Here is a 26,987-nt window from a genome sequence, read left to right on the forward strand (position 1 = left end):
TAAGTATAAAAAGAAAACCAAATACTATGATTTATTCAAAGCATTTGGTTTATTAAGGTATTTTAAAATTGATTGTGGAACAAAATTTATATTTTCTAAGTCTTGTTCATTAACCCATTTAAAACATAGTCTTTTAGTTGGAGTTTCACAAATTTCAAATTCATCATTTAACATATGCTTGGGCATGTTTAAATTTACCTCAAAATAAAAACAAATTTCATGCACGTTTGCTTTAAAAAAGTCTGAATAATAAAAAGTTTCTTCGTGAAATAATTCCTTAATTGTATTGGGAATAAGTTTTAATTCTTCAAATATTTCACGTTTAAGGGCATTGCTTGAAGTTTCGCCAAATTCAATTTTGCCCCCGGGTAAATAAAAATATGTACCATTTGGATTTTTGGATAATAAAATTTTATTATCATGTTTAACTAAATAACCAACTCGTAATTTAAATAAAAATTCATTATTTTTAAAAAATATATCCATAAATTACTCCTTTATTAGACAGGGAAAAAATATTCGGACAAAATCCGAATATTTTTAATATAAAGAAAAAGAGGTAGTTATGAGACATTTAAAGACTAAAGAATGAATCAAAATTTTTGACTTATACGATAAATATTTGAACCTGGGAATAACGAAGGCAGAATTTGATAATTTCTGTTTTGATATCAGAAAAGTATACTGAAATAAAGAATCAATGAGAAATATGTTAAAGAAAAGAAAACTGTATAATTTAAATATGAACATAGAATCACAAAGCGGTAAATCACCTAAGAAAGATAAAGGTGTTGGGAGAAAGAAAAAGAAAGTTCTCGATTATACATGAATTGATACTCTTAAAGATGATGAAAAAGATGCAGTTATAAAATACTACTATCAAATTTTTAATGAAAATAATATTGATGCAGATATCTCAAAGATAAAGAAAATCAAGAATCTTTCACATACTAAAAAATCTAAAATGATATGTGTTTCAAGATCTACATATTACGAGAAATTGAAAGATAACAACAAGACTAAAGAACTAAAGGTTAAACACAAAGAAATAATTTTTCAAAGTTTTGTCGAAAATAAAGAAAGGTATGGACGAAGAAGACTTGCTAAATATATTTTCCAAGAATATAATATTCAAATAAATCCTAGAACCCTAGGAAATTATATGAAAAAACTGAATTTGAAAACATTTGTTAGACAAAAACATAAAACTAAAGAATCTAAAAATACTAGTGTTAAAGTACCTGATTTAGTAAAAAGAGATTATAATTCAAGCAACAATAATATATATGCAACAGACGTGACCTATATACCAGCACCAAAAGATATTGAACAGAATCATATTTATTTATCTGCAATTATTGATCATAAAACTAAGTTTGTGACCTATGAATTATCACTTAGAAATGATACTGAACTAATTTTAAATAATATCACCAATACAAAATTCAAAAATAATTTTATTTTACATTCTGACCATGGATCTGCTTATTCTTCGCTTGAATATACTAAGAAAATAAAATCACTAAAAGGTAAAATATCAATGTCAAGAATTGGTAATAGTCTTGATAATCGTGAAATTGAATATTTCTTTTCAATTCTTAAAAGTGAAATTTTCCCAAATTTTGATCAAACCTGTAAAAGACTTACTTTTATTGAATTATCACAAAAAATCAAAGAATTTATAAACTGATATAATTATAAAAGAATAAGATAAAAAACCTTCCCAAAGCATTCCGTTTGGCTTAGCCAAATGGTATGGTTGGGGAAGGTAAAACCGTCCGAAAAAAATTTCCCAGTTTATATTAAAATATAAAAAAAGACCACCTGACACAATACTTCTTCATATGGCTGCTATATCTCTATCCTGACCAGGTTAGTAGGTTATTGTTCAAATGGCTTTATAATTATATTATATTTTTAAAATTTGTAAACAAAAACATCAAAATATTCATTAACAATTTTCATTATAAATTCCGCATTTTTTATTTACGTTATAGACATAATTTTATATAATTTTAAATAACTTTATAAGTTATTTTAAATTCACAAAATCAGAAATAGGAGACAGAATGAAAATAGCATTTTTTGATGCAAAAGATTATGACATAAAATATTTTGAAAAGTATAATGAAAATAGACACCAAATTACATTTTTCAAAGAAAATTTAAACCTTAATACTGCTTCTTTGGCCAAAGGATATGATGCAGTTTGTGGCTTTGTTAATACATATGGAGATAAAGTAATTTTAGATGTTTTAGCAAAGTTGGGGGTAAGACATTGATTTCAAAGATCAATGGGATATAATAAGATTGATATCGCAACAGCTAACAAATTAGGAATTAATGTTTTTAGAATCTTTAATTACTCAGCTGAAAGCATTGGAGAATTTGCCTTTGCCGGTTTATCAGCACTAAATAGAAATTTAATTCAAGCAAATAAACGAGTTGAACAATACAACTTTTCTTTAAACGGATTAGATGGTAAATGTATTGCAAATTCAACAGTTGGAGTAATTGGTTCAGGAAAAATTGGGCAAACATTTATTAAAATTGCCAAAGCAACTGGTGCAAGAGTATTAGTATTTGATGCCTATGCACAAGAAAACTTCCCTGATTTAGGTGCAAAATTAGAAATTGAATTTGTTTCATTAAGTAAATTGCTAGAAGAGTCAGATTTCATTTCAATTCACTGTCCATTGCTACCATCAACAAAATATTTATTAGACCAAGCTGCAGTTGATAAAATGAAAGATGGGGTTATTGTAGTTAATACAGCCCGTGGCGAAATATTAGACTTAGAAGCAATTATTAAGGCTCTTAAATCTGGAAAAATCCGTGGCTTAGCAACTGATGTGTTAGAGCGCGAAGAAGGAAGATTTTACGAAGATGTTTCAGCTCGTATTGAAGATTTAAAGAGCTTAGATCCTCAATGAAAAGAATTAATTGAAATGCCAAATGTGTTAATTACCTCACACCAAGCATTTTTAACTGATTTAGCCCTTACCCAAATTGCTAAAGTAACTTTAGATCATGCAGATGCCGCTCAAAATAACAACTTTGAAAATGCCTTAATTATTTTAGAAAATGGAAAAATTAAAAATGGATAAACAAAAGCAAACCTTAAAAACTCAATCGCTCTTTAGTTATTTTAAATTAACCAAAGATAAACGTTTAAATGCAGAAAAACCAAAGGATCCAAAAACTTGATTAATTCATGGTATTTCTGAAATAATTGGTACAATTATGCTTTCATTATTATTAGCAGGCCTTAGTACCTTTATTAAAGATAAAGATGGCCACCCCATTATTATAGAAGAATATTTGATTCACCCAGTCTTGGTTGGTTTCTTTGCGGGTTTTGTGGCAGTTGGATTAGTATTATTTATTTTTCTAAGATTTAGTTGTGATTTAAATCCGGCTGTTTCAATTACAAGATATTTAAATGGGACAAATGATGGTAAATATACTTTATTTAAAATCTTAATGCAAGTAATTGGGGCTTTTATTGCAGGTGCAATTATTTATGCAGTTGGAAAGGCAAACGTAGGCGATACTTATGTTGCTAATGCACCAATTAACTCACTAGTAGCTGCTAAAAAATCATTTTCACCTTTTGTGGTTAAAAATGGTGAAGGATCAATAATGGCCTCAGGCTCAACATGAATTTTCTTCTTTGAAATGATTGTGACAGTTGTATTATTAGTACCAATTTTTTCACCGAGAATTGATAATAAATACCGTGATACATTTATTATGGCAATTATTTCATTTAGCGTTTGAATGGGAATATTAACGGGGTCTGCTGCAATTAATCCAGCCAGAGGTTTAGCACAGCAATTGCCGAATTTATTATTTGAAGATACCTATTCAAATGGCTTTGCTGCTTACACAAATAACCTTGGCATTTCTTGAACTTTAACAAACCCAAGTGCACAAGCATATAATGGTATTTTAACTGGAACTTTTGCAATGTTGCTTGGTACATTGTTAGCACCATTTTTATACTTATTTGTGCAAGGCTTTACCGAAAAATACTTTAACCCATTTGTTATTAAATTGATCAGTTTTAAAAACTATAAAGCACAAAATATGATAAAACCAAGCCTACAACAACATGAACAAAATAAAGACTAACTTAAAACTTAGCTCATGGCTAAGTTTTTTTGTTTAAATTACTTATTAATCACCGGTAATAATTAAATTTCTTATAATTCTTATTTAATGAATATTTATAACATTGAGATAGAAAAACAACCATAAAATTTTATGCACCTAATTTATTGAATTAAATGCATTTATTGTGTATTTAGACTAATAAAATTTATATATAAAAACAATATGCTTGTACACATATTGTTTTTGTTAATTATAAAATGATATATTTGTCATCCTCAACTTCATACCTTGCATTAAACCCAGCAGATTTTAAAGAATCTAGTAAAGCTTGTTCCCCTGCTTGAACAATAATTTCGGTGTTTGAATTAAAGGTTCCATCACTATTATTTAATAAAGTACGTAAGTTGCCAGCACCTTCTGCATTAAGTTTTTCACCTTTTCCAGGTTCTAGTGCCCTCATTATTATCTTCTTGGTTTCTTTACCATTGCTAAAGAAGATCTTGCTTGGATCACCTGGCTCGCCAGTAATTAGAATTTTGCTAAATTGTGCATTGTTCATTTCGAAGGCAGATACAGATCAAATATCTGAGTCATTGAATAATTTAATTCTACGTAGTTTACGAACAGTACTATTATTACCTAACACATCTTCAAATACCATACCAGCTAATGTTTTGATACTTGGCGCATTGCTGAAATCTAAACCAAGAGGCCATGAGTTTCCATCCCTTTGGCTATCAGGCTTGTTACCGCCACCTCAACCACCTTGGAAGATTCTTTCGTTGTTTCTAGCTCAATAAGCCATTCTTAAGCCATCGTTAATGATTGTTAAATCATATTTTCCATTAACGATAACGTCTTCTTCATCAAAGGCTAAATTGTCAAAACTAATTCGAGAATAAATTCTTTCTTGGCTATTTAAAGCACCTCATGATATATTGTAATCATCCATGTTAACTCAAGCAACTTTATTTAAAGCCCATGGATTAAATGCCCAGTCATTTGCTAAAGCATTTAATTTTTGGTCTGTATACATTGCTAATTCGTCAATTTCTTTACCTTTAATATATTTTAAGGCAGTTGTATTTTTTGATGCGAAGAATAATTCAAGCATTGGCAATTTGTTTGGTAAAGCAGCAAAGATTTTATCCATATCTTGGTTTGCCCCAACTCTTCCAATACTTTTAATCCGATAACCAGTAATTTTGACGTTATTTTTTTGCAGTCTTTCAATTAAGGCTTGAGCATTTTGATATGCTTTTGGTTGTTCAACATCAATTTCAACAACAATAGCTTCTTTGAGTTTTCCTTCTTCAGGTTTATTATTAGTAAACCTATTAATTGTGATACCATGAAATCCTGCAATTAAATCAGCATATCCATTTTGTTCAAATTCTTGGTTTGCCCAAGTTTTAGTTCAACCGTTATAATTACCTAATCTTATGTCATCAGAATTACGACCGGGCCATGTTTCGTTATTTCATAAAACACGACGATTTTTATTATCGTATTGGATTCTTAATTGAACATTGTTAACAGGTGGTGAATAAACATATGATTCTCATTCACCATTTTCATTAACTCATACTTGTCCGCTTTCTGAAATTACATAACCTTCTTCGAGGTATTTTTTAACACGATCGCTAACTTTATTAATTTTAGATTGATCAATATGCATTAAAAGCAATAATTTACCAAGAGGAACTTCAACATCTTGATTTGCACGCGGAGGCCGGTATTTGAAGATCTTGGTCATGTTTCACCATTTATCAAAGTTTTTTAAACCAGTTTCATCAAGATATTCTTTAAGTTTTTCAGGTTTTTCTAAAAGTCTAAAATACCTTGCATATAAGTTACCTAATGCTTCAATAGCACCATCGCCATTACGTTTAAAGAAATCAATTTGAGCTTCAATATCTAACTTTTCATCATGTAATACTTCATGGAATGAAGTATTTGAATTTTGGAAAAGTCAATCTGCATCTTTAGCGCCTTTTTGCGATCTTTCCACAGAAATTTTAATATTTGCTTCCGTTAAAGCATTATAAATACCTTCAACTTCTTGAAATTCATTTTGATATGCAATCCGGTTCGCAATTCCTCGATCTCGATCATATCTTTCAGTTTTAGGGGGATTTAAATATGCAATATCAGCTGTAAATTTAATACCACCTTGGTTAATTTCTTTCCGTTCGCGACGTTGCACTCTTTCATAAGGTTCTTTATCCGGTTCAGGTTTTACCTCAATTGGAGTTTTTTGAATTGGAACATCTGGTTCAACTGGTTTAGTATCTTCTACTGGCGGAACAGGAGTAGGAATTGGCAATGCATCTTCTTCTAATTTAGGAGGCTCAACTGGTTTAGGTTCCTCTTTTTTATCCTCAATAATCTTTGGGGGATCTGGGAGTATTGTAAGAGGATCTTCAACTTCTTTAGGAGGAGTTGGTTCAGGTTCTCTTGGTTTACGATCTAAATTTGCATCATAAGTATTTGGATATGAATTCTTAGGATCAGCAGTATTGTTGTCTAAGAAGGTATTAACAGTTTGTTGCACATTATACTTATGACTATTTTTAGAATCTATTTGCAATGATTGCACAGTTGTAAAAATAGTAGTTATACCCATTGCAGAACCAAGGGATATTAAAACTATTTTGTATTTTCGTTTAAGTCTCATATTTTGTCCTTTTTGTATTTTCCTTTAATTATATTTATATTATAACATTATATATATATATATATATAAATATTAATATATAAAATTTGGTTGTCCTGTCCAATGACAACTATTTAGGCCCATATATAAATCCCACCGAAAGTGAACTAATTTAATTAAAATATGGTATAAATTATTTATGAGAATCAAACATAACATAGATAAGTACAAAAACTTAACAAACTACGAACTAAAAAAACAGCAATCTCTCATATTAATTGCTGCTAATATTGAAAAATCTTTATCTCAGCTTAGTTTAATTACAAACCTCAGTGTATCAACTGTAAAAAGATATAAAAAAATAATAAAAAGTAATCAAGAAATTAACATCAGTCATAAAAATAAAAATCAACAAAGAAGTTGCAAAGTTACCGATTCAGAAATTGAATTAGTGTTTAAAGATTATTTAAAAACATGTGAAATTATTTTAAACAGTGTTCTAACAAATAACCAACTTTCTTTTAAAAGTTATTATTATTCAGAATATGGTTCTTTTATAAGGCAAAAAATTTCTTACAAAACTTTGGTAAGAAGATTCAACCAATTATGATTATTTAATATACATACAACCAAAAGAGGAAGAAAAATAGCAAAATTATCAAAGAAGAAAACTTCACAAGAGACAACATTGCTATTAAAAAAATATTATAAACAAATTAAACAAAATGAAAAACAAAGACAAGTTTTGGGTCTAAAAAAAATTTAGAATTTGGTGAAATTGTTGAAATCGATGCTCAGCTTGAACCATATTTAAAAAATAATAAACCATTCTATCTTTATCATGCAATTGATGTTGCCACTGGAACATTATTAGCAGCATGATTTGAAGAACAAGAAACAACATTAGGATATCAAAGACTGTTAGAAATAGTATTTAAGAAATATGGATTTCCAAAGAAAATTTATACTGATAAAAGAAGAACTTTTTGGGGAAACGAAAACGCACAAACAATTTTTGAAAAAGATTTAAATAAAAAAGGAATAGAAGTACTCAGTTCTTCTAATCCTAAACATAAACCACACGTTGAGAGATCTTTTAGAACATCATTAGATCAATACCCATTATTAATTCATGAAAACGGATATAAAGATATTAATGATTTAAAGCAAAATAACGAAGTATTTCAAAATTATTACAACACGAGGAATAAAAAAATAATTTCTAAACATAATGTCTTTCAAAAAGAAGGAAAGAAAAACGGCAATTGAGCCGTTGATTTAGAGATTAATAGAAAAGTTTTAAATGGTGTTGTTAGATACCAAGGTAAAAACCTTGCAGCTTTCGATATGCATGACAAAAGGATTATATTTCCTTATAATTCTGATGTTGTGTTAGTGCATTCTTCTGATGATAATTTGTATTTTAAATATAATGGAAAAAAATACTTTGCCAAAGAACCTAATGGAAAATATCTAAGCTTTACAGAAATGTGAGCTCTTGAGAAAGGTTTAGATTATTCTATCCCTGCCGTTGGAAAACTAGCATTTATCCATAAGAAAACAAACTCATTTTTTAAAACTCTTGAATTATACATCTCAAAGTTTAATAGTGTCTCTGTGAATGCACAAGGAAATAACCTTGAAGCCAATAAGATTATGGCTGAGTATTTAGAGATACTTCGAACATTACACAGAAGCATCAATGACGAAATAAAAATTGATGCATATTAATTTTAATATTTTTTAATAAAAAGAGAATAATAAAAATAGAAAACACGTGACCGTGTTTTCTGGAAGTTTTGCTTACTTTTTCAAAAGTAAGGCTCCCTTGATTGCAATCAAGGGCGGGGGGTTAAAAATCTTTTTGCTTCATTTTGAAATTTTATAGTTAATTTAAAAATATACATAATTATGTCTTGATTTTTTAGACAGTAAAAACATCAAAAAATATATAAATTTTCCAATTTAGTTGCCAAAGAAGAAAAAAATTTTTTTGGTTTGTTTTTTCATTATCTTTTTTTTTGCAACAAAAGCATCATAATATAAATCAAAAAATAAAAAAAGATTAACCCCAACAGTCTGGGCAGAAAATTAAAAATGTAGTTCAAAAAAGTAGTTATTCTACATATATATATATATATATATGTAAATATTAATATATAAAATTTGGTATTTACACAATATAAAAAATTTATTTTAACAAAATACTAGTTACTTGCAACCAATATTATAGGCAACTAGTAAAAATTTTATAGATCCAATATTTCATTATATAATTCTAAGTTATTATTAATGCTTCATACATCTTTGTTATAAGGTCACGAAGATAATAAAGATAGAGGCGAGAAATTTGGGTCATTTTTCATTATATTTTTAAATTTTTTAAGTAAATGCAAATAAACATCTTTGTGATCTTTTATAACTGAATATGGTTTAATTTTTCAACCACTTTCAGGCATGAAACCAGAATAAACATCATTTAATTCTGGTACTAAGAAATTAACTACACCACCATAACCGACATTTTCATGCTTATTTTTATTTTTCGCAGGGTATTGGACAATTAAAATATGTAAGAATAAATGTTCTAAATAATTACAATATACTAAGTTTTCGGGTAATTGTCATTCATAAGGATTATTTTTTGCATATTCCAAGGTAGATAACATAATTGCATGATCTTCATATTTATGATGTGCAAACAAACCTTCTTTAGTTCTCGTAATCTTTGGATTTTTAACTCAATTTTCCTTAAAGTATGGGCCAAGACCTATTCCATATTTATTTTGTAAATAATCACAATATTCTAAGTATGTAAAATCTTTAACTTTATTATATTCTTTTAAATCCATTTTTCTCCTTTATCTTACCAAGTAAGATTCTTTCTAATTTCATCACTAAATTCACTTATATTAAGTGAATTTAGCTTTTTACAATCAATATCATATTTAATATTACTAATATCGCAGTACTTTGAGTTAATTTCTAAAATTGGTAATTGCTCTTTTTTAAAAATTTTCAATTGATCTAAAGCATAATTTAAATTATAACTTACACCTTTATTTAAACTAGAAATTGCACACTTATTTTTAATTATCTCTAAATATAAATGGAAAATAGGATCTTTAATTAAAAAACTTACTTTTAAAAATAAATCATAAAGACTAACTCCATTATCATCTTTTTCAAGCAAAATTGATACATAGTATAAATTATTTTTTGCTGAAGTTAATAAATCATGTGCAAATCGATGAATCCTATTGCCAGTTAATGAACCTTTTAAAATAATTGAAGTTTCAAAATTTAATTGTATAACACCTTTCTCAAGATAATCAAGATCATTAAATTTACTATAAATACTTTTTAAATTACTTTTATGACTATAAATACAAAATAATAATATTAAATAGGCAATTCTTTGCATTCTTTTTAAATCTTGTGCTGGTGTAGATTTAAATAATATTTCTAAAGAGTCAAGCAAATTAAAAATATCTTCACCAGCTTGAGGCTTATCAATGGATTTAAATAAATAATCATAAATAATTTGAAACTGCTCTTTTGATTTATTATCTTGCCTTAAGCACGAGATAGTATGAAAATAATAAGTAGCATAGCCATCAGTATATCTCCCATTAATTGAATAATGCAAGTTATCTGTTGCATTTTCCATAGTTTTATCCAAATTGTTACTATTTTTAATTAAAATAGTTTTAATTCCATCTTCACTTTCAAACATAAAAACATTATTTGAAAGTCACTTATCTTTTGGAAAATTTCCAAAATATTTTGTTTCTTTATTCATAAACATTATCTCCTGTAACTAATTTTATTGTTTGAGATGTTAAAGGATTATTAAAAGTTATTAGCGGAATGCATGATTCAAATTTAGGTATTTTATTAAAAATATCTATCATATGTATTTGAATAAATGGAATATTAGTATAATCATTTCCATTTATATCAACTGGATAGCGATCACCTGAAAATTGAGTTCCTTGATTTTGACCTTGAAACAATCTTTTTATAGATGTATTTGTGGAATCAGAACAAGAACGATACTGACCTTTTCTATACCTCATAAGCATAATTAAAATTTCATCACTTTGTAACCCTTGTTTTATTCTATTATTAATTATTACAAAACTTTCTAAACTAAATGGACTAGCAAAGCCAAAAATAAGTTTTGATAGAAATTCCTCATAAAACACATTAAAACTTATTTTTAATAATAAATGTCTTTGATTGTGTTCTTGTGAATTGTCAAAATCAATTAATTCCCCTTTTGACTCATATTTTTTACAAAAATTTAAATATAAATTTCGATTATGTTCTTTTTGTTGGTTGTTTAATTCTACAGATAAATCTTCTTTATTACCCGATGAAATAACTTTTAAACTAACAGTATTTGATACACTTTTGCGTGTTAAAACTAAGTTATCATGCTCTAACAAAAAGACTCGTTTAAATTGCTTTAAATTAAGATTGGACTCTAAAAATGCTTCCAAAGCATTTCACATATGATCTTCATTAGATACAATTGCCATAAATTTTCTTTGCAATTCTTTAGTCATAAATACTTTACAGATATCAAAATAGTGCTTTTTATATCCAAACCAGCGGCATCTTTGATACATAGTGTCTATTTGTGATTCTTTTGAATCTCTATAAATATAAGAAACAATTAGACGGTCCAAAGTAAGGCCACGACCTAGCATATTGCCGCCTACTTTAATGTTATAAAGAAAGTTTGTATGCTCCTTTTTAATGTTATTATGATTAATTATTTGTAGATTAAGATTTTTAACAACATCACGAAGTTCATTAATAATTTTTTGAAATTCAATTTTAGTAATACCGTGGTTTAATACATAATATTCATTGTAACATTTATTAATTTCACTCCTAAAATCATCAAAATAGATAGAATTCATATCATCAATTGCCCGAGCAATTGTTGTATTAATATAATTTTTGATACGTAATCCAACAATATCTTGGATTTTGTTAAATGAAGAAGGATGCACAAGCATAGAAAATGGTTTGTAATCTCCGTGTGCACGTTTTAAAGCACACGAAAAAATAAAAAAGTATAATGATTCTTTGAATGAATCAGGTATTGACATTTTAAAATCATCATTGTCATCAATTACTTTTGTATGAGGATTATCAACAGTATCAAAAAAAGATCTTCCACCAGTATAATTTTTTCCTGGGTTAACTAATACAACTCTATCAGGTGAAATATGGTCATAAGTTGAGATAAGTAAATTAGCTTGTGGGGTTGCTGTGACGGATAAAAATGTGCATGTTTTAAAAGAAGTGATAATATCAACTATATTATCATGAGTTTTGTTAGATATTCCGCTTTTTTTAGATTTGGGAGCTCCTGGTGTAAATTCATCACCCTCATCATCAATAACAATTGAAGGTATTTCAGAATGTAATTTTGCTAATTGCATCATTTTACCCAGATTAGTATTTTGTGCAGTATTTTTTAAAATAACTAATATTATTTTATGCCCTTGTTTAATTAAGTCAGGTATGTCTTCCTTAAATGAAGAATTTAAATTAAAAATTTTTACTTTCTCGTTATTTTTAAAACCTTCAAACAGTCTATTAAGATTTTGGGCTTTTAATTCTAATTTAGTACCAGCTAATATATAAGCAATATCATATCCATTATCAAATGCCAATGCTGTTGATGCTAAAAAAAATGATGTTTTACCACTTTGTACCTTTCCTAAACATAATAATTTAACTGGATTGTATTGATCAATATCAGCAGCTGGATTTTTAAAATTATAAATTGCTTGACGTGAATTGTAGAGAATATGAGAAATAGTTTGAGTATCTTCTAATTTTGCCAAAGATTCTTTAAATTTTGTTATATAAAAACCATTTAATTTAGCTAATTTTATATAGTTATCTGGGACTTTTTTATCTTCAACAATTTTAGTTAAAATAATTTTTTTGCTATCCATTTTGTTTAAACATAATCTCGTTAATTGTGTTTAGCAACTTTATTGAATCAGTTAATTTAATACCTAAGTCTTGACTTTGAAGCATGCTTGTAACTAATATTATAATAATCATATTAACTGATGCCATTATTGCTTTTGTTTTAAATTTATTAACATAAAAAGGATTATTAATATTTATAATAAGAGCATAGCCATCTTTATATTTATCAAATTGTAAGCAATCAATATCTGATGAGAGCCTTTGATTTGATACATATAAAGTAACCAATTGATCTTTTACAAAAACATTATATGGTTCAAATCTAGTGTCATCAACATCTTTTTTCAATTCAGTATTAATCAGTTCTTTAACTGTTTTTTCATCATTATGGTTAATATTTTTTTTAATAATTGTTGCATTATCTGATAACATTTTTTTAGTTTGGTTGCTAATTTTTCTATCGTCATCTTTTACACGAATTTTTTTCGATTGTTTAATAATGTATGAAACATTTTCATTTGAAGCCAATTTCTCAAGAAATTTCTCCTCAGCACCATCGTCATTCCAAACAAATTTATCTTTAGTATAGGATAAAACATAATTTTTTCCATTAAACCTTATTTCGCCAACTACTCGGAGTGTTTGGAATAAATTACCTTTATCAAATATTTTCTCAGGTTTATAATTAAGTGCAACACACCTGTTTGCTTGCATTATATTTAAACCAGTTTTACTACGATTACCCTTATTAAGAATTCCAATTCAACCTGTAAAATCATATGTTGTATTATTAAAAGTAAATGAATCATCAATATTACGAATATATCTTTGCCCATTTTCATCCATATATAATTCGGGCATTTCGTACTTAATAGGTATTTTATTAAATGTAATATATAAAATACCACTGTCTAAATAATGGTGGTAGATTATTCCTAATTTTTCGCGTAAGTCATTTTCCTTAATTGGGTTATTTTCTTTTTTTAATTCAGTAATTGTTATAATTGTTCCATGTGTTTCTTTTAGATCATGGCCAAAGATTGCTTCAACTTCGTTAGGATTATTTTTGTATAATTCATTAACATCAATAGATGTACTAATTCTAGAACCAGAATCATATCTTGTCGTTGATATTGTATATTTATTACCTAATGAAGATGCGGCATATTTTAAGCCTATACCATAGATACCTAATTGATTATCTTTATCTGCATTTGGGTTTTTTGCATTTAGTTTTAAAGCTCGGCCAAATTCTTCTTCATCCATTCCAAATGAATTATCTTCAATAGTAATTTGATTTTTGTCTCAGATAATTGAAACTTTACATTTTTTACCATCTGTAAGGTTTTTTAAAATATCATAGTGGTCTAAGAAACTTTGTAAAGAATTATCTATAAATTCAGAAAACACACGTTCAAGTTTATAATTTTCAAATTGGAAATTTTTTATAAAACCAGACCCGATAGTAATATCATACTTTTTAGTTATGTTCATTGTTATTAACCTTTCTCATTTTATTAATATATTTAATAAAATATTTAAATATAGAATATATTACAGTAACATTAACTGCATTGCCTAATTGTTTAAATAATTCTTTTTCATTTCCTATATATTTAAAATCATCCGGAAAACTTTGTAACCTTAAACATTCAACAGGAGTAAAATACCTTTTTTGAGGTCCATAGATTGGGCGGTGGTCCATTGCTACTAATGCTGGGGCTTCTGTAGGTCTTTTAACTCTAATTCCGCTAGGACGGAATTGAATAATTCCTTCGAAAAGATTATCTAAATCCAAGCCAGCTTGTCATTCAAATTTACGCATTGTTTTATTTAAAATATCTTTAACCTTTCACTTTTCTAGTCATTTATCAATTTTTTCTTTATATTCAAAATATAAAGTTCTGTTTCGTTTAATAATGGATTGTTTTCAAATTGGTAAATTTGAAATATCATAATTTAATCCAAATTCATCTACCCAAATGGGAAAACCTAAGACTCTGTTGTTTTTTGGAATAATCTGTATAAAGTCATTCCAACATTTTAGGGTTTGTAATTTCATTTTAGATAATTGATATTTTGCTTTATTGCTAATTTGTAACTCATCTTGTATGATTTTAGAAATAGTAGGTGTATTTTGTTTAACTTTTTTAATTTCTAAATTAATAGGACCATTGTATATATCTTTTCTCACTGCTAGTATTATTGCCCTATTTCTTAGTTGTGGAACTCCAAAATCCTTAGGGCTTGCAACTAGTGGTTTTTTAACCACATTATATCCAGCATTTGATATTTCATTATAAATTGTGTTTCATGTATTACCACTATCATGAGTAATTAAATTTTGGACATTTTCTAAAATTAATATCTTTGGTCTTTGTTTAATATCTTGCTTTGTTTCAATTAATCTAATTATTTCACGAAACAGTGTGCCACGTGAATCATTAAATCCCTCCTGCTTGCCACCTTTGGAAAATGTTTGACATGGAAAACCAGCACAAACTACATCAATATTTTTTTGATATAAATTATTAAAATTTAACAATTGGATATCTCCCAAAGGTTTATGTTTAAAATTTTCTTCATATGTGTGTGCAGCTGCTTCATTAATTTCAGAAGCAAACAAACATTTGCTATTATTGCTATATTTTTGCATTGCTAGAGCAAAGCCACCAATTCCAGCAAATAAATCAACGTATACAAAATCTTTTTTTAAAAAACTCATTTTAATCTGCCTTATAATTTTCTAGATAAACCGATAATAGTTCATCAAAATTATTTTCAGAACAAACCAAAATATTTGTACCCGAATCCTTACCTTGATAAAAACCTTCTTGTGATGCTTTATTTAAACTTTCTTTTAATACATAGCAAGAGCGGTTTTTTTCATGGTGGACAAATAAAAATGGATTTCAAGCAACTAAAACTTTTTTACCATTAATATCTCAAAGCCCTAATAGCATTGTTGCACTATTTGTAGTATTATCAGGAATATCATTAAAATTAAGTTTGTTAACTTGTCTTCTCATTACATCAGGTTTATTTGGTAAATATGCACTTGTAATATTGCGGATATTAACATTTATAAAGTATTCGTGATTATGTTTTAAAATTTTAAATTTTATAAAATTATTTATACGAATCCCACATGAAATAATTGTAAAGCCAGATTTTATAAATATTTCTTGTAGTTTTTGTAATAACTCAATGCTGGTGAGCGATTTATTATTATTTGACATTTTACTCCTTACAAAGTTTATATAGACATAATGATATGTAGTAACATAATAAATTTGAAGAACAAAAAATTTATTATGTTAGTTATTTATTTAAATTAATTATAATTCATATATATATATATATATATATATATATATATTGTAAAAACTTGATCATGCAAAATATTAAAATAAAAAGCTAACAATTATTGTTAGCTTTTCGTTTACCTTAGGACATTTATTCTTGTTTACTTTTATTAAGTTACATTATTTAACTTTTGGCTAAATTTAAGGCCACTTCTCAAATTTCTTCAAAAGGCTTGGCTATATTTTTTTGGACAGTTTTTTGGTTTTGATGTTTATAATATTTTAAATTAAGATAATGATGTTGTTTCACTAATTTTAAAAATGATTTAAGCAATGGTTCAGATGTTATATTTTCAAAGCCTCCTTCTTTAGATAAGATTAAGGATTTTTCAAAAAATTCTTCAAATGTTTCATTGTTGAAATTATCTTTAATTTGATTTTTAACATTTTGTTTTTTGTGTAATTTAATTCTTTCATAATAATTAATTGCTTTAAGGATATCTTTCAATGATTCTTCAGGGACATTTATATTTTCAAATCCACCTTCTTTAGCGAGTTTTAAAGTGGTTTCTCAAAATTGATCAAATTCTTTCTTTCGTTTTAACTCTTGTCGTCTTTTACGTTCTTCTCTCCTTACTCTTTTTGCAATTTGTTCTTTCTTACGTGTTTCTTTTCTCAATTTTAGAATTTGTTCGCGTTGTTTTAAATAATAAAATGTTTTATATTTTAGATCAGGGTATAAATGAAGCAATTCTATTGTATTTAAGTTTTGTGTGCTGGTTAGTTCTTTTAAGACAAGCATTGACTTATGTGCATCATCACAAGCTTTGTGATCTTGCAAGTTTACTTCAGCCCCACTATTTAGTAAATCATTAAACACTTTTTCTAGTGAAGGATGGTTTGTTCCATCATTATTTAAAACACTAACAAGCTTTTGTATATCATAAGAAATATAATCAAATAAATGCAGGTTATAACGTTTTATACTTCCAGCTAAAAAACTAATATCATTCTCTACAGCGTAGCCAAAAATTACTAAATCATCCTGCACCATTAATTCTTTAATAGTTTGATAATAATATTCAAAAGAAAGTTGCTTATAATATACTTCGTGGGGGTAAGCAAGAACTAGATCGGGACGATTTTTTCGACCAGTTAAGTTAAATTCAGTTTCAGGATTAATTAAAATATTTTGTTTTTCAAGAATATTAAAATTTACATCTGTAAGAACATATCCATATTCACAAATTGCTTTTAAACCATCAGCACATTCAATATCAAAAAATAAATATTTCATAATATATTAATCACCTAGTTTATCACAACGTTCTTTAACCTTAGCATAGTCACCATTATATACTCTTTTAATTTCTTCATATTTTTTTGCAAGTTCTTCTAATGATAATTTTTCAAGACCACCTTTGTTGTGTCCTTGAACATCATTTAAAAATTTCTTAACTGAATTAACTAACTTATCCTTTTGAAGTTTTTTGAGATTTTCTCTTACACCAGAAGTTGTCATATCACCAACCATTTGGTTAATTTCTTTAAGATAATTGTCCCTTTTCTCAAAGTATGCATCTTTACGTTTTTTATCTTCTTGGTTTAAATCAATATCATCAATATCTAATAAATCAGTATCACCAAATCCAAGATCGCTATCTAATTTATAAAGGTATTTGTAATAGCGCTTTGGAGCCTGGTTTTTAATTACCATTAAAGTTGATTTTTCTCACCCGGTGCTAAGACCTTCTATAATTAGTTTTAAAGCTGCCTCAATTACACCTTTTAATTTTTTACGTTGAAGTGTAAGTTCAATAATTTCTTGAGCATTTTTCCAAGGAAGTATATCTAATAGACTGATTAAACTTTTTTGTGGATATTCTGTTAAGTAATTTTTTGTTTTCATAAACTCAACTGCTTCAATAAATTTATCTTGATTTTTTATATCAAAAGAATGTTTGACATCTTTATAAAATAATAAACCATAAGCACTAATAACAGATGTTTCTTGGATCCCATCAGGTAATAAAACTGCAAGATTATTATCTTTAGTTTTATAAGTATTTTTAGCCTCACCCCAAGAATCAGCAACTAGTTTAGTTAGCACATTTCAATTTCCTTGTGTGATTTTATTTCCTATCATTGGCATTCAATCACTATTGATATCTTCTTTTTCATAGACTGATAAAAAATTTTCTTTTGAAATTTGGTAATATTGTTCATTATCTAGATCAACTTTTATTTCAGCATCACTAAAAATAATATTATAGATATTTTTTACTACTTTACCAACTTGAATATCAAAATCAATGCTTAATAACTTAACATCTTTCCTTGTAGGAAGCAGCATCTTTACTAATAAATCCTTATCATTTTCTAAATTACCATCAAAAACTTGGTTATTAAACCTAGTCGCATTAAACATTTCATAATATTTAAAATGGTTCTTTTGGTCCACTATGGTGATAGGGTACAAAGAATTTTCTAAAATACCTTTAATTTGTTCAGGTTCCATTTTAATTATTTCATCATAAAGTATTTTAAAATGTTGGTTTAAAGAACCATTTCCTGTAATTTCATTAATATAAACATGTGCATCGCTTTCATAATTTGTATTATAAACTAAGGATGCAATGAAATATTGATCTCACATTGCTTTTTGGAATGTATCATACTTTAAAGTTATTTTGTAATATTTATTAGGCAAGCTTAAAGCTACTTTTGCTTTTATCTGCATGTTTTACTTTACCTCCATTATATTCAATAAATTTACCTTTTGATGTTATATAACTAATTATTTCATTAAAATATTTTCTTTCTTGCCCATTAAGTATTTTCATTGTAATTTGACGAAGCACACGATTATTACCAAAAATTATTAGTTTATCTCTAGCCCGTGACATAGCGACATTAATTCTCCTAAAATCATTTAGGAAATTTAGTTGCGATGCATCAGTGACTACTGTATTAACCAAAACAACATCTGATTCTTTACCTTGGAAAGCATCTACGGTATCAATTTCAAAAGATTTAAACAATTTTTTAGCTTCATTAATTAAAGCAATATTTTGCTTTTGGAACTTCTCAATTTGAGCAGCGTAAGGGAAAATAGCACTTACTGAAATATTTTCAGGATCAATTGCCTTTTGCATTACATCTCTCAAAATAAATGCAGTTGCATTTATTTCTTCAATATTAAATCTTGAAGTTCCCTCTCTAGCTTCTTGCCCATTTAAAACCTCGACAAAGAAAATATCATTAGTATCATAGTTAATACTGTTATCTGTAACATTAAAGCGAACTTTATTGGGCCTAACTTGCTCACGTTTATTTTCAAGTTTATTGTCATAAAATACGTTATAAGCTGCAAGCACTGGCTTTACAGATCGATAGTTTTCATTTAAAAGAACTAACCGATTTGCTTGTTGTGCTTTATCCATTACTTTATCAAAAACCGATTGCTCATAAATATTTTGAAGTTTTTCAAATTTATCTTCATTATATGAAGGCAAATCTTTAACATCTTCTTTAGAAAATTCTAATAATGGTGCTAATTGGTAATTATCTCCAACCAAAATAACCTTGCTTACATATGGTAAATATCTCAGCACCTCGCTAATAGGACATTTACTTACTTCATCAATAATAAGCCAATCATATCCTTTTAGGATTTCAAAACCTTTCTTGCCACCTAAAGCACTTGAGGTAGTGGTTATACCAATTACTGGAAAATTACTTGGTGAAGAATATTCAGTATATTTAAATCTTGGTTCACCCGCAAAATGAGCCATTTGTTTTTCCATAGCAGCCGATAATTTTAAATCTGTTACATTCTTATTATGCTCAGAAAATTTTTGTGCCCATGTTTTATATAATGTTGAATCTATTTCATTTCCGCTGTATTTATTTTTTCGGTTGGTGATTCGATTTGGGATAATAATATCAAAATTTTGCATTAATTTGTCTAAAACATTATCAATGGCAATATGTGTTTGTGAAGAAATTACTACTTTTTGTCCTAATTCTTTAGTTATATATTGAACAATTGCATTAATAACATGTGTTTTACCAGTTCCGGGAGGACCTTTAATTAAACTAACAGGAGACCCATCAACAGCCATTAAAAAAGCTTGCTTCTGTGAATTGTTTAAACCATTTGTATATTTATTGGTTACCTCAGTAGGTTCTAAATACTTAGTAGGCATTTTACTATCACCAATTAAATATTCTAAAAGGGAAATGGCTGATCCAGTTGCACCTTGATTGATTAAACGAAGCGAATTATCAATGGAATCAATCTTAATCTTTTGACCCATATCATATAAGTTTAAAGCACTAAAATGCTTCTCATAGTCTTCGTTGTTTTTAAATTCACCGGATAAAACTACTTCTTTGTCGACAATGTTAGAGTTAATAACCTCAAATTGTTTTAAATTTTCAACATCTTTTTCTGAAATTTTTAATTTATTAGATAAAAAGATGTTGTCATATCCAACTCGTTTAATTCAACGAAGTGGCTCATTACTATCCTTAATGTGTATATCAATTAATTTTAAAACTTGACTTTTAACTTCATTTTTAAGTCTTTCATAAGTAATTTCGCTAATTTTATAACCCTTAAGCAGACCATTTTGATCTTTAATTTCTTCTTTAATTTCTAAATTTAAATCTTTAACATGAATCGGAATAAAATAGTATGGCTTTGAAATTGATGTTATTTCAAATGAAAAATTATTATTTAGTTCGTCTGATAAATCTTTATAAAATTTAAAAATATCCATGAATTCTGAAAATTGACCAATATTAAATTCAAAGTTAGGATTATTAATTAGGTTTTGCATATATTCTGAAAGTTCATCATTTCTAGTTAAGTCTTCATCCATTGTTGAAAATCTTATACTTGCAGGAACTCCCTTAACTTGTTTAAAGTCTGAAATTTCATCAATTTTTTTAACAATATGAAATGACCCACCATAAGGTCTGCGAAAATCACGAGATAACTTTCCCATAAGAATTAAATATCCTTGACCTTCTTTTTTTAATGCTATTTTAACATTACCTAATGAATCAATATATCTATCATCCCGACGATCCATTTTTAATTCAATTTTATTTGTAGATAATTTTGCATCATGATATTTGCCATCTCTAAGGATGTCTAAAATCTCAGAATCCACATTTTCTGAGCATGTTATTTTTAACGATAAATTCATATTTCCACTTTCTAGTAAACCATAATAAACTAATACAAAAAATGCATTTTTATAATATTTACATTGTTTTATTTTATCTTTCTTCTTTTTTTATATATAACATTATATGTAAAATCTAAATATAATTCTTTAAAATTTTTGTTATATATTTTTATCTTTAATTATCTAATTATAATATATATATATATATATATGGAAGGAAAACATAAAAAGCTTGATATTACAAAATAAAAATTAACTTTTATATATTGAAGTTATTGCTAAAAAATGGGCATCCTAACCAATATTTACATTAGTTTGGCTGCCCATTTTTATTCATTTCTTTTTTAAGAATAAAAAAAACTTCTTATAGGTTATTTAGTTAGTAAAGCTACACATTCAATATGTGCAGTATTTGGAAACATATCAAAAGGTTGAATTCAGTTTATACTATAACCTTTATTTAAAAAAACTTTTAAATCTCTTACTAAAGTTCTCGGGTTACACGAAATATAAATTAAGGTATTTATATTGTTTTGATTTAGATAATTAATTAACTCAGTATTCAAACCACTCCTAGGAGGATCAATGATACTTAAAGTATTTTGATCAATAAAAGTATTCAAAATATGTTGCGATTTAAAAATATCTTTAGCAATATATTTATGTTTTAAATTATTATTTAAAACATATCTTTGAGCATCATTAATAGCTTCTTTAGTAATATCAATTCCTAAAACTTCTTGATTATCTTTAGCAATTAAATTAGAAATAATTCCAACCCCACAAAATAAATCTAATACTTTGGTGTATTTAGTATGGTTTATTTCTTTAACTAAAGTAAACATTTTAAAAGCTATTTCACTATTAACTTGGAAAAAAGAGTTAAGATTTAAATTAAAGGTTTTATTTAACAAAGAAATTTGAAATTGATCTTTGCTTGCAAGTTTTAAATATTGATTATTTTTTAAAACATATATTTCAATTAAATTGTCAATTAAGAATAATTCATTAATTAAATTTTTAGGTAAATCATAACTTGGTTCAAGTTCAAAACCCACTTGAACCAAGTTAAGATGATTTATTCTAATTAATGTTGTTTTAAAAAAATTTAAATGCATTAATTTATCATTGCAATTATAAAAGTTATTAATGGTTAGTAAAATTAATTCTAAAACCTTATTTAATTCTAAATTATTTAAACTTAAATTTGAAGTATCATAACTTAAATCATTAGCATCTTTTAAATAAGAAGCTAATGATAATTTATTATTAACTATTGAAAGCAAAAATTTAGCCTTATTTCGGTAATTAAAAACTTGGTTTGCTTCAATAATTTCTTTTAAATTTATTCAAGCAAAATTGCGTTTAAATAATGAATTTAAATATCTTTGTTTAAACTCAAGTTGGGCTTGATAATTTAAATTAGCTAATGGCATAGCATCTAAATTAGTAAATTGCTTATTTGCCCTATGCTTTGAATATTGCAACATTTCAACAATTATCCCAACACAATATTTAGCATATACTTTAGTAATTTTAACTTTTGCTACTTCATTAGGGTAAAAATTACTAACTAAAATTGGTTTATTATTAATACGAGTTGTGCCTAGTCCTTCATAACTTAGTTCTTGGCATGTTAATTCTAAGATTTGACCAATTGTTATTTTTTTATTGTTTGGCAACATAATAGACATATATTTTTCCATATTTACGTTCTTTATAAATATATAAAGAAGCAGGAATTATAATTTTAGAAATGTTATCTGTTTCTAAAATTATTTCTCCTTCATTATTTAAAATATTATTTTGGGATATTAAGGTTAATGCTTGGCTTATTAAATCATAATCTTGATAAGGAGCATCAAGAAAAATAAAATCATATCTTTGTTTTTTAGTTAATAAAAAATCAAGGGCATTAACTTGGTATAAATTAGCATTTTTAATTCCCAATGAAGAAAGGTTGGCATTAATGATTTTATAAGCATCCTTATTTTTTTCGACAATATCAGCAAATTTAGCACCTCTGCTTAAAGCTTCAATGGCTAAAGCTCCTGAACCTGCAAATAGATCTAAAACATAGCTATTTTGAATTTTAAATTGTAATGATGAAAAAATTGCTTCACGAACTTTATCAGTTGTTGGCCTAGCAATTTTTAAATCAGGGTAATTTATTTTACGGTTGCGATATAACCCACTGATTATTCTCAACATAATAACTCCTTTAAAAAACACAAATTGAAAAATTTGTGTTTTACTTATTAATCTTTGTCCTTTAGTTTAACAATTGTATCAATTGAAACAGTAATTTCTTGTTCCTTACCATAACTTTCAAATTTTAAGGTTACTTGTTTTTCATTATTATTAATTGAAGTAATTTCTCCTTCATGTCCAGTATAAACACCATCGATAATTTCAACTATATCACCAGGTTGATAATAACCAAAAATATCTTCACCAGCTTCAAATGAACGCCAATAGTCTGCTTCAAGTTTAAACATTTTTTTAATTTCTAAAATACCAATTGGAGTTGGTTTTGCCCCTTTTCCAGATGATCCAATTAGTCCAGTAACATATTGGGTGTTACGCACTAAATACCATGCTTCATCAGACATATGCATTTTGGCATAAATGTATCCTGGATATAAATTTACTTTTTTAATCTTGTATGGTAAGCCTTCTTCTTTTTTTTGCCACTCACGTTGGGTTAAAGTTGGTCTTTGAAATATTTTAAATGCAGAGCCTTCATTAGCATTTAAATCAAAATCTTTTAAGATATTTTCAGCTTCAATCCGGTTGTTTAGCGATTCAATAACCGCATCTTCTTTACCCCTCATTGTAGAAATAACATATCATTTAAATATAGTTTCCATATAATCTCCATCTACTTAATTATTAGTTTAATGATAAAACTGACCACAGTTCAGTTAGTCCATATGTTACTAATGAAACAAATACAGTGAATAAAAATGCAAATACAATTGTCATTATAAAATTTTTCTTATTAGTTTTAAAGTCAGGTCAACGTACTCGTTTAATTTCCTTAACTAACTTTCTAATTCAATATCTTTTTGGTTTTTTGTCTTTAACTTTAATTAATTCTTCCACTTTAGACCTCTTCTTGATGTAAGCTATGTGTAGCACAATGAATGCAATATTTTTTAATTTTTAGACGTTTAGGATTGCCTAAACTTTTATTAGTATAGTAATTTTTACGTCTACAAAGTTCACATGATAATGCAATTTTATTTGTATTTTTCATAAATGTTATTTTACCATAAAATATCCATTATTTGCATAATTAAATTAAGGGTTTTTTACCTTAATTAAAGCATTAGCAAAAGTATGGTCAGATAACTTTAAGGCTAATTCTTCTTTTGTTAATTGTGAACTAGATTTTTCTTTAATATATAAATCTAAATACTTTTGATAATCTAATTTATTATTGAATACATTTTTTAAATCAAATTTAAAATCTTTTGCCTCCAAAGCTTCAAATTCATCATTTGGATCAAAAGCAATAAATTTATCATATGGATTCACATAACGTTTTTTGGAAAATGATGTTTTGTAAGATTCAATGTCATTTTTAGATTGGGAATTTTTATATCCTAATTCGTACTTTTTAGATAAATAATAATTATTTGATTTTATAAAATGATTTTCTTTAATATTGGTATCACCATTAAAAATAACTAAATCTTCTAATGTTTTACTTGGATAAAAGTCCTTTAGTTTTTCAAAAGCATTATGGATGTCCAGAAATTCTTTAACTTCCTGGTCTCCTTGCGAGCTTCATTTGTATCCATCAATTATTGGGCTTAATATTTCATTATACTTACGGTTTGCTCCTGGACCATCTAAATGACCATTAATAATTCAAAATTTAGTAGTAGAATTTTTTACTTTCCAATATGACATTCATAATGGACGAGTAAAAACAACATTCTTACCTTCAAAATCTTCAAAACCACTATTATCAAGTTGTTCAAAACTATTAGCATTATATAAAATACCATATGATTCTCAAACAGCATGAGAATCAAGACGATCTTTTGATTTTAAGCCCTTAGGACTTTTAGCTAACTTAAAGTTCAAATTATATTTTTCATTTAAAACTTCAACCAAAGTACTTACACCATTAAATTCCTCGTAATTAACTTCTTGAACTGAAATAAATTGCAATTTTTCAAGAGCAATTATTTCTGCTAATGCTTGAATTCTAAAATCTTCTTTTGTGATTTTTTTATTACCGAAATTCTGAATATTTCAGGTTGATATTTTAACGGAGGTAAGTAAAGGAAAGTTTTCTTCAGGTTTATTTGTTAAAGATTTTGTGCTATTTAACAACTCATTATTATTAAAGTTGTTTGAATTTTGTTTTTTTGTTTCTGCAACTGAATCTTTATGTATATTTGAATTTTCATTTTTAATAACATCTTGTTTTGTATCAGCATTTTCAATGTTTTTATCAATGTTAAGATTTTCTAAATTATTTGTTTCTATTGCTTTTGGGATAAAAATCTTTTGTAAATATGTTTTATTATTTAAAACATATTTGATAGTTAAAACTCTAGTAGTTTCATCAAAAGATGTGTTAACAAAATGACCCTGGGGATTATATTCTCATGGGAGGTTGCTTAGATCTAGATCTTTTCGAAATTTTAGTAAGGAATTTCTTTTATTGTTTCCAAGAGTTGGCATTGTCAAATGAATTTTATCAGTTTTACGACCTTGTTTGTTTTTTGTTCAACCATATAATCTCATTTTACTAAATTTAGTTTTTTGCTTAGTTTCATATTCATTTTTTAAATTATCAAAGAGCTGGCCAATATTTTTTTGATCTTCTGGAAACTCAAAAATATTTTCAAAATTTAATTGATCTTTGCTTATTTCATTATCAGAGCTAACTTCAATTTTTTTAGGTTCTTTATCATCAACTAACTGTCGTTCTTTAGTAATATTTGTACAACTGTATGTTACAAAAGATAAACTTAATAATGTGCTAAATCTGAAAAACTTTTTAAAAAACTTACTCATAAACTTACCCTATAAATAAATTTTATTAAATCTTTTGGTATTTTTTTAAAATTTTTATAAAAACCATTTAAGGCACATAATATGCATTAAATGGTTTAAAATAGCTAATTATAAATTGCTTTTTATTTTGTTAACTAGAGTTTTAATCTCTTCTTGAATGCTTTGCACATATTCACTTGGTCTTAATTTAGCAATTTCAGTTGTTTTAGTACCATAAATATCAAAGTTATAAATCGCTTTAGCTCCAAGGAAATTAAAAGTTCCTTTTAATCATTTAATGTGGTCACCTCATGGATAAATTCCAAAACTTGAGCCTTGTGCACCAATCACTAAAACATTCAAATTAGTTAAATATCCAATTGCATCATTGGTTGTTGAATATTTATATGAAAAAGTTTTTTCAGCAACTGCAATTGCATCGATAAAACTTTTTAAGGCTGCAGTTGGTCCAAAATTAATCATTGAAGTTGAAATAACTAATAAGTCTACTTGCTTAAGTTTATTAATTCATGTATCGCTGTCAACTTCTTGTCAAAAGGTTTTTAAATTACCATTAGTAAGAATCTTTTGTGCAAAAATGGTTTGATTTAAATTAAATTCCTCTATTGCATATTCTTCTTGGTTAAATAATGATTTAACATAGTTTAGAGTTTGTGTTGAATATGATGAGTCACTTGTATTAAGTGATCCATTTATAAATAGTATTTGTTTCAT

General features: G+C 26.7%; 23 protein-coding genes and 1 other RNA gene. 5 read left to right on the forward strand and 19 right to left on the reverse strand.

The window, feature by feature from the left end; genetic code table 4:
- Positions 1 to 24: 24 nt before the first annotated feature.
- Positions 25 to 486, reverse strand: coding sequence for an NUDIX hydrolase (locus AC0B4K_RS02595; RefSeq protein WP_465103694.1), 462 nt, complete (start codon positions 484 to 486; stop codon positions 25 to 27).
- Between the two features lie 79 nt (positions 487 to 565).
- Here AC0B4K_RS02595 and AC0B4K_RS02600 point away from each other — a divergent pair, with 79 nt between their 5' ends.
- A complete protein-coding gene (locus tag AC0B4K_RS02600; protein ID WP_465103695.1) occupies positions 566 to 1,714 on the forward strand; it encodes an IS3 family transposase in 1,149 nt (382 codons plus the stop codon).
- 95 nt (positions 1,715 to 1,809) lie between these two features.
- On the opposite strand, the gene ffs is transcribed toward AC0B4K_RS02600, so the two are convergent.
- Positions 1,810 to 1,903: signal recognition particle sRNA small type (gene ffs, locus AC0B4K_RS02605), an RNA gene on the reverse strand.
- 166 nt (positions 1,904 to 2,069) lie between these two features.
- Between ffs and AC0B4K_RS02610 the strand changes: the two genes are divergently transcribed.
- A complete protein-coding gene (locus tag AC0B4K_RS02610) occupies positions 2,070 to 3,107 on the forward strand; it encodes an NAD(P)-dependent oxidoreductase (protein ID WP_465103696.1) in 1,038 nt (345 codons plus the stop codon).
- Positions 3,085 to 4,134 carry an aquaporin gene (locus tag AC0B4K_RS02615; protein WP_465103697.1) on the forward strand — a complete coding sequence of 350 codons (1,050 nt, stop codon included), beginning with the start codon at positions 3,085 to 3,087 and terminating at the stop codon, positions 4,132 to 4,134. Before AC0B4K_RS02610 ends, AC0B4K_RS02615 begins: the two co-directional genes overlap by 23 nt.
- A 232-nt stretch (positions 4,135 to 4,366) precedes the next feature.
- On the opposite strand, the gene AC0B4K_RS02620 is transcribed toward AC0B4K_RS02615, so the two are convergent.
- Entirely contained in the window at positions 4,367 to 6,793 is a 2,427-nt protein-coding gene (locus AC0B4K_RS02620; RefSeq protein ID WP_465103698.1) for a putative immunoglobulin-blocking virulence protein, read from the reverse strand.
- A 178-nt stretch (positions 6,794 to 6,971) separates the two neighbouring features.
- Here AC0B4K_RS02620 and AC0B4K_RS02625 point away from each other — a divergent pair, with 178 nt between their 5' ends.
- Together AC0B4K_RS02625 and AC0B4K_RS02630 are read left to right on the forward strand one after the other, a co-directional pair.
- A complete protein-coding gene (locus tag AC0B4K_RS02625; RefSeq protein ID WP_465103699.1) occupies positions 6,972 to 7,538 on the forward strand; it encodes a hypothetical protein in 567 nt (188 codons plus the stop codon).
- Positions 7,539 to 8,119: 581 nt separating this feature from the next.
- Entirely contained in the window at positions 8,120 to 8,503 is a 384-nt protein-coding gene (locus AC0B4K_RS02630; RefSeq protein ID WP_465102100.1) for a hypothetical protein, read from the forward strand.
- Positions 8,504 to 9,021: 518 nt separating this feature from the next.
- Here the strand turns inward: AC0B4K_RS02630 and AC0B4K_RS02635 are convergent.
- From AC0B4K_RS02635 to AC0B4K_RS02710, 16 genes are all read right to left on the reverse strand, one after another.
- Positions 9,022 to 9,624, reverse strand: a complete 603-nt coding sequence (locus AC0B4K_RS02635) for a hypothetical protein (RefSeq protein ID WP_465103700.1) — start codon at positions 9,622 to 9,624, stop codon at positions 9,022 to 9,024.
- A 14-nt stretch (positions 9,625 to 9,638) separates the two neighbouring features.
- Positions 9,639 to 10,574, reverse strand: coding sequence for a hypothetical protein (locus AC0B4K_RS02640; RefSeq protein WP_465103701.1), 936 nt, complete (start codon positions 10,572 to 10,574; stop codon positions 9,639 to 9,641).
- Positions 10,567 to 12,753: a Z1 domain-containing protein gene (locus AC0B4K_RS02645; RefSeq protein WP_465103702.1), complete on the reverse strand. Its 2,187-nt coding sequence runs from the start codon at positions 12,751 to 12,753 to the stop codon at positions 10,567 to 10,569. Before AC0B4K_RS02645 ends, AC0B4K_RS02640 begins: the two co-directional genes overlap by 8 nt.
- Positions 12,746 to 14,227, reverse strand: coding sequence for an ATP-binding protein (locus AC0B4K_RS02650; RefSeq protein ID WP_465103703.1), 1,482 nt, complete (start codon positions 14,225 to 14,227; stop codon positions 12,746 to 12,748). The genes AC0B4K_RS02645 and AC0B4K_RS02650 overlap by 8 nt, the downstream gene beginning before the upstream one ends.
- Positions 14,214 to 15,458 carry a DNA cytosine methyltransferase gene (locus AC0B4K_RS02655; RefSeq protein WP_465103704.1) on the reverse strand — a complete coding sequence of 415 codons (1,245 nt, stop codon included), beginning with the start codon at positions 15,456 to 15,458 and terminating at the stop codon, positions 14,214 to 14,216. The genes AC0B4K_RS02650 and AC0B4K_RS02655 overlap by 14 nt, the downstream gene beginning before the upstream one ends.
- 1 nt (position 15,459) lies before the next feature.
- On the reverse strand, positions 15,460 to 15,972 hold the full coding sequence (locus AC0B4K_RS02660; protein ID WP_465103705.1) for a hypothetical protein: 513 nt from the start codon (positions 15,970 to 15,972) through the stop codon (positions 15,460 to 15,462).
- A 250-nt stretch (positions 15,973 to 16,222) separates the two neighbouring features.
- Positions 16,223 to 17,335, reverse strand: coding sequence for a hypothetical protein (locus AC0B4K_RS02665; protein WP_465103706.1), 1,113 nt, complete (start codon positions 17,333 to 17,335; stop codon positions 16,223 to 16,225).
- Between the two features lie 6 nt (positions 17,336 to 17,341).
- Positions 17,342 to 18,778, reverse strand: coding sequence for a hypothetical protein (locus tag AC0B4K_RS02670; protein WP_465103707.1), 1,437 nt, complete (start codon positions 18,776 to 18,778; stop codon positions 17,342 to 17,344).
- Entirely contained in the window at positions 18,741 to 21,254 is a 2,514-nt protein-coding gene (locus AC0B4K_RS02675; RefSeq protein ID WP_465103708.1) for a DEAD/DEAH box helicase, read from the reverse strand. The genes AC0B4K_RS02670 and AC0B4K_RS02675 overlap by 38 nt, the downstream gene beginning before the upstream one ends.
- A gap of 353 nt (positions 21,255 to 21,607) precedes the next feature.
- On the reverse strand, positions 21,608 to 22,921 hold the full coding sequence (locus tag AC0B4K_RS02680; RefSeq protein WP_465103709.1) for a class I SAM-dependent RNA methyltransferase: 1,314 nt from the start codon (positions 22,919 to 22,921) through the stop codon (positions 21,608 to 21,610).
- Positions 22,905 to 23,447: a 16S rRNA (guanine(966)-N(2))-methyltransferase RsmD gene (gene rsmD, locus AC0B4K_RS02685; RefSeq protein ID WP_465103710.1), complete on the reverse strand. Its 543-nt coding sequence runs from the start codon at positions 23,445 to 23,447 to the stop codon at positions 22,905 to 22,907. The genes AC0B4K_RS02680 and rsmD overlap by 17 nt, the downstream gene beginning before the upstream one ends.
- 47 nt (positions 23,448 to 23,494) lie before the next feature.
- Positions 23,495 to 24,106, reverse strand: a complete 612-nt coding sequence (nusG, locus tag AC0B4K_RS02690; protein ID WP_465102889.1) for a transcription termination/antitermination protein NusG — start codon at positions 24,104 to 24,106, stop codon at positions 23,495 to 23,497.
- A gap of 22 nt (positions 24,107 to 24,128) precedes the next feature.
- A complete protein-coding gene (gene secE / locus AC0B4K_RS02695) occupies positions 24,129 to 24,341 on the reverse strand; it encodes a preprotein translocase subunit SecE (RefSeq protein ID WP_465102888.1) in 213 nt (70 codons plus the stop codon).
- Position 24,342: 1 nt separating this feature from the next.
- A complete protein-coding gene (gene rpmG, locus AC0B4K_RS02700; protein ID WP_465101577.1) occupies positions 24,343 to 24,495 on the reverse strand; it encodes a 50S ribosomal protein L33 in 153 nt (50 codons plus the stop codon).
- Between the two features lie 44 nt (positions 24,496 to 24,539).
- Positions 24,540 to 26,273 (reverse strand): MnuA family membrane nuclease, encoded by a 1,734-nt coding sequence (locus AC0B4K_RS02705; RefSeq protein WP_465103711.1) that lies wholly within the window; start codon positions 26,271 to 26,273, stop codon positions 24,540 to 24,542.
- Positions 26,274 to 26,381: 108 nt separating this feature from the next.
- Positions 26,382 to 26,987 (reverse strand): FMN-dependent NADH-azoreductase, encoded by a 606-nt coding sequence (locus tag AC0B4K_RS02710; protein WP_465102886.1) that lies wholly within the window; start codon positions 26,985 to 26,987, stop codon positions 26,382 to 26,384.

The sequence above is a fragment of the Mycoplasma sp. 11548 genome (assembly GCF_055523555.1).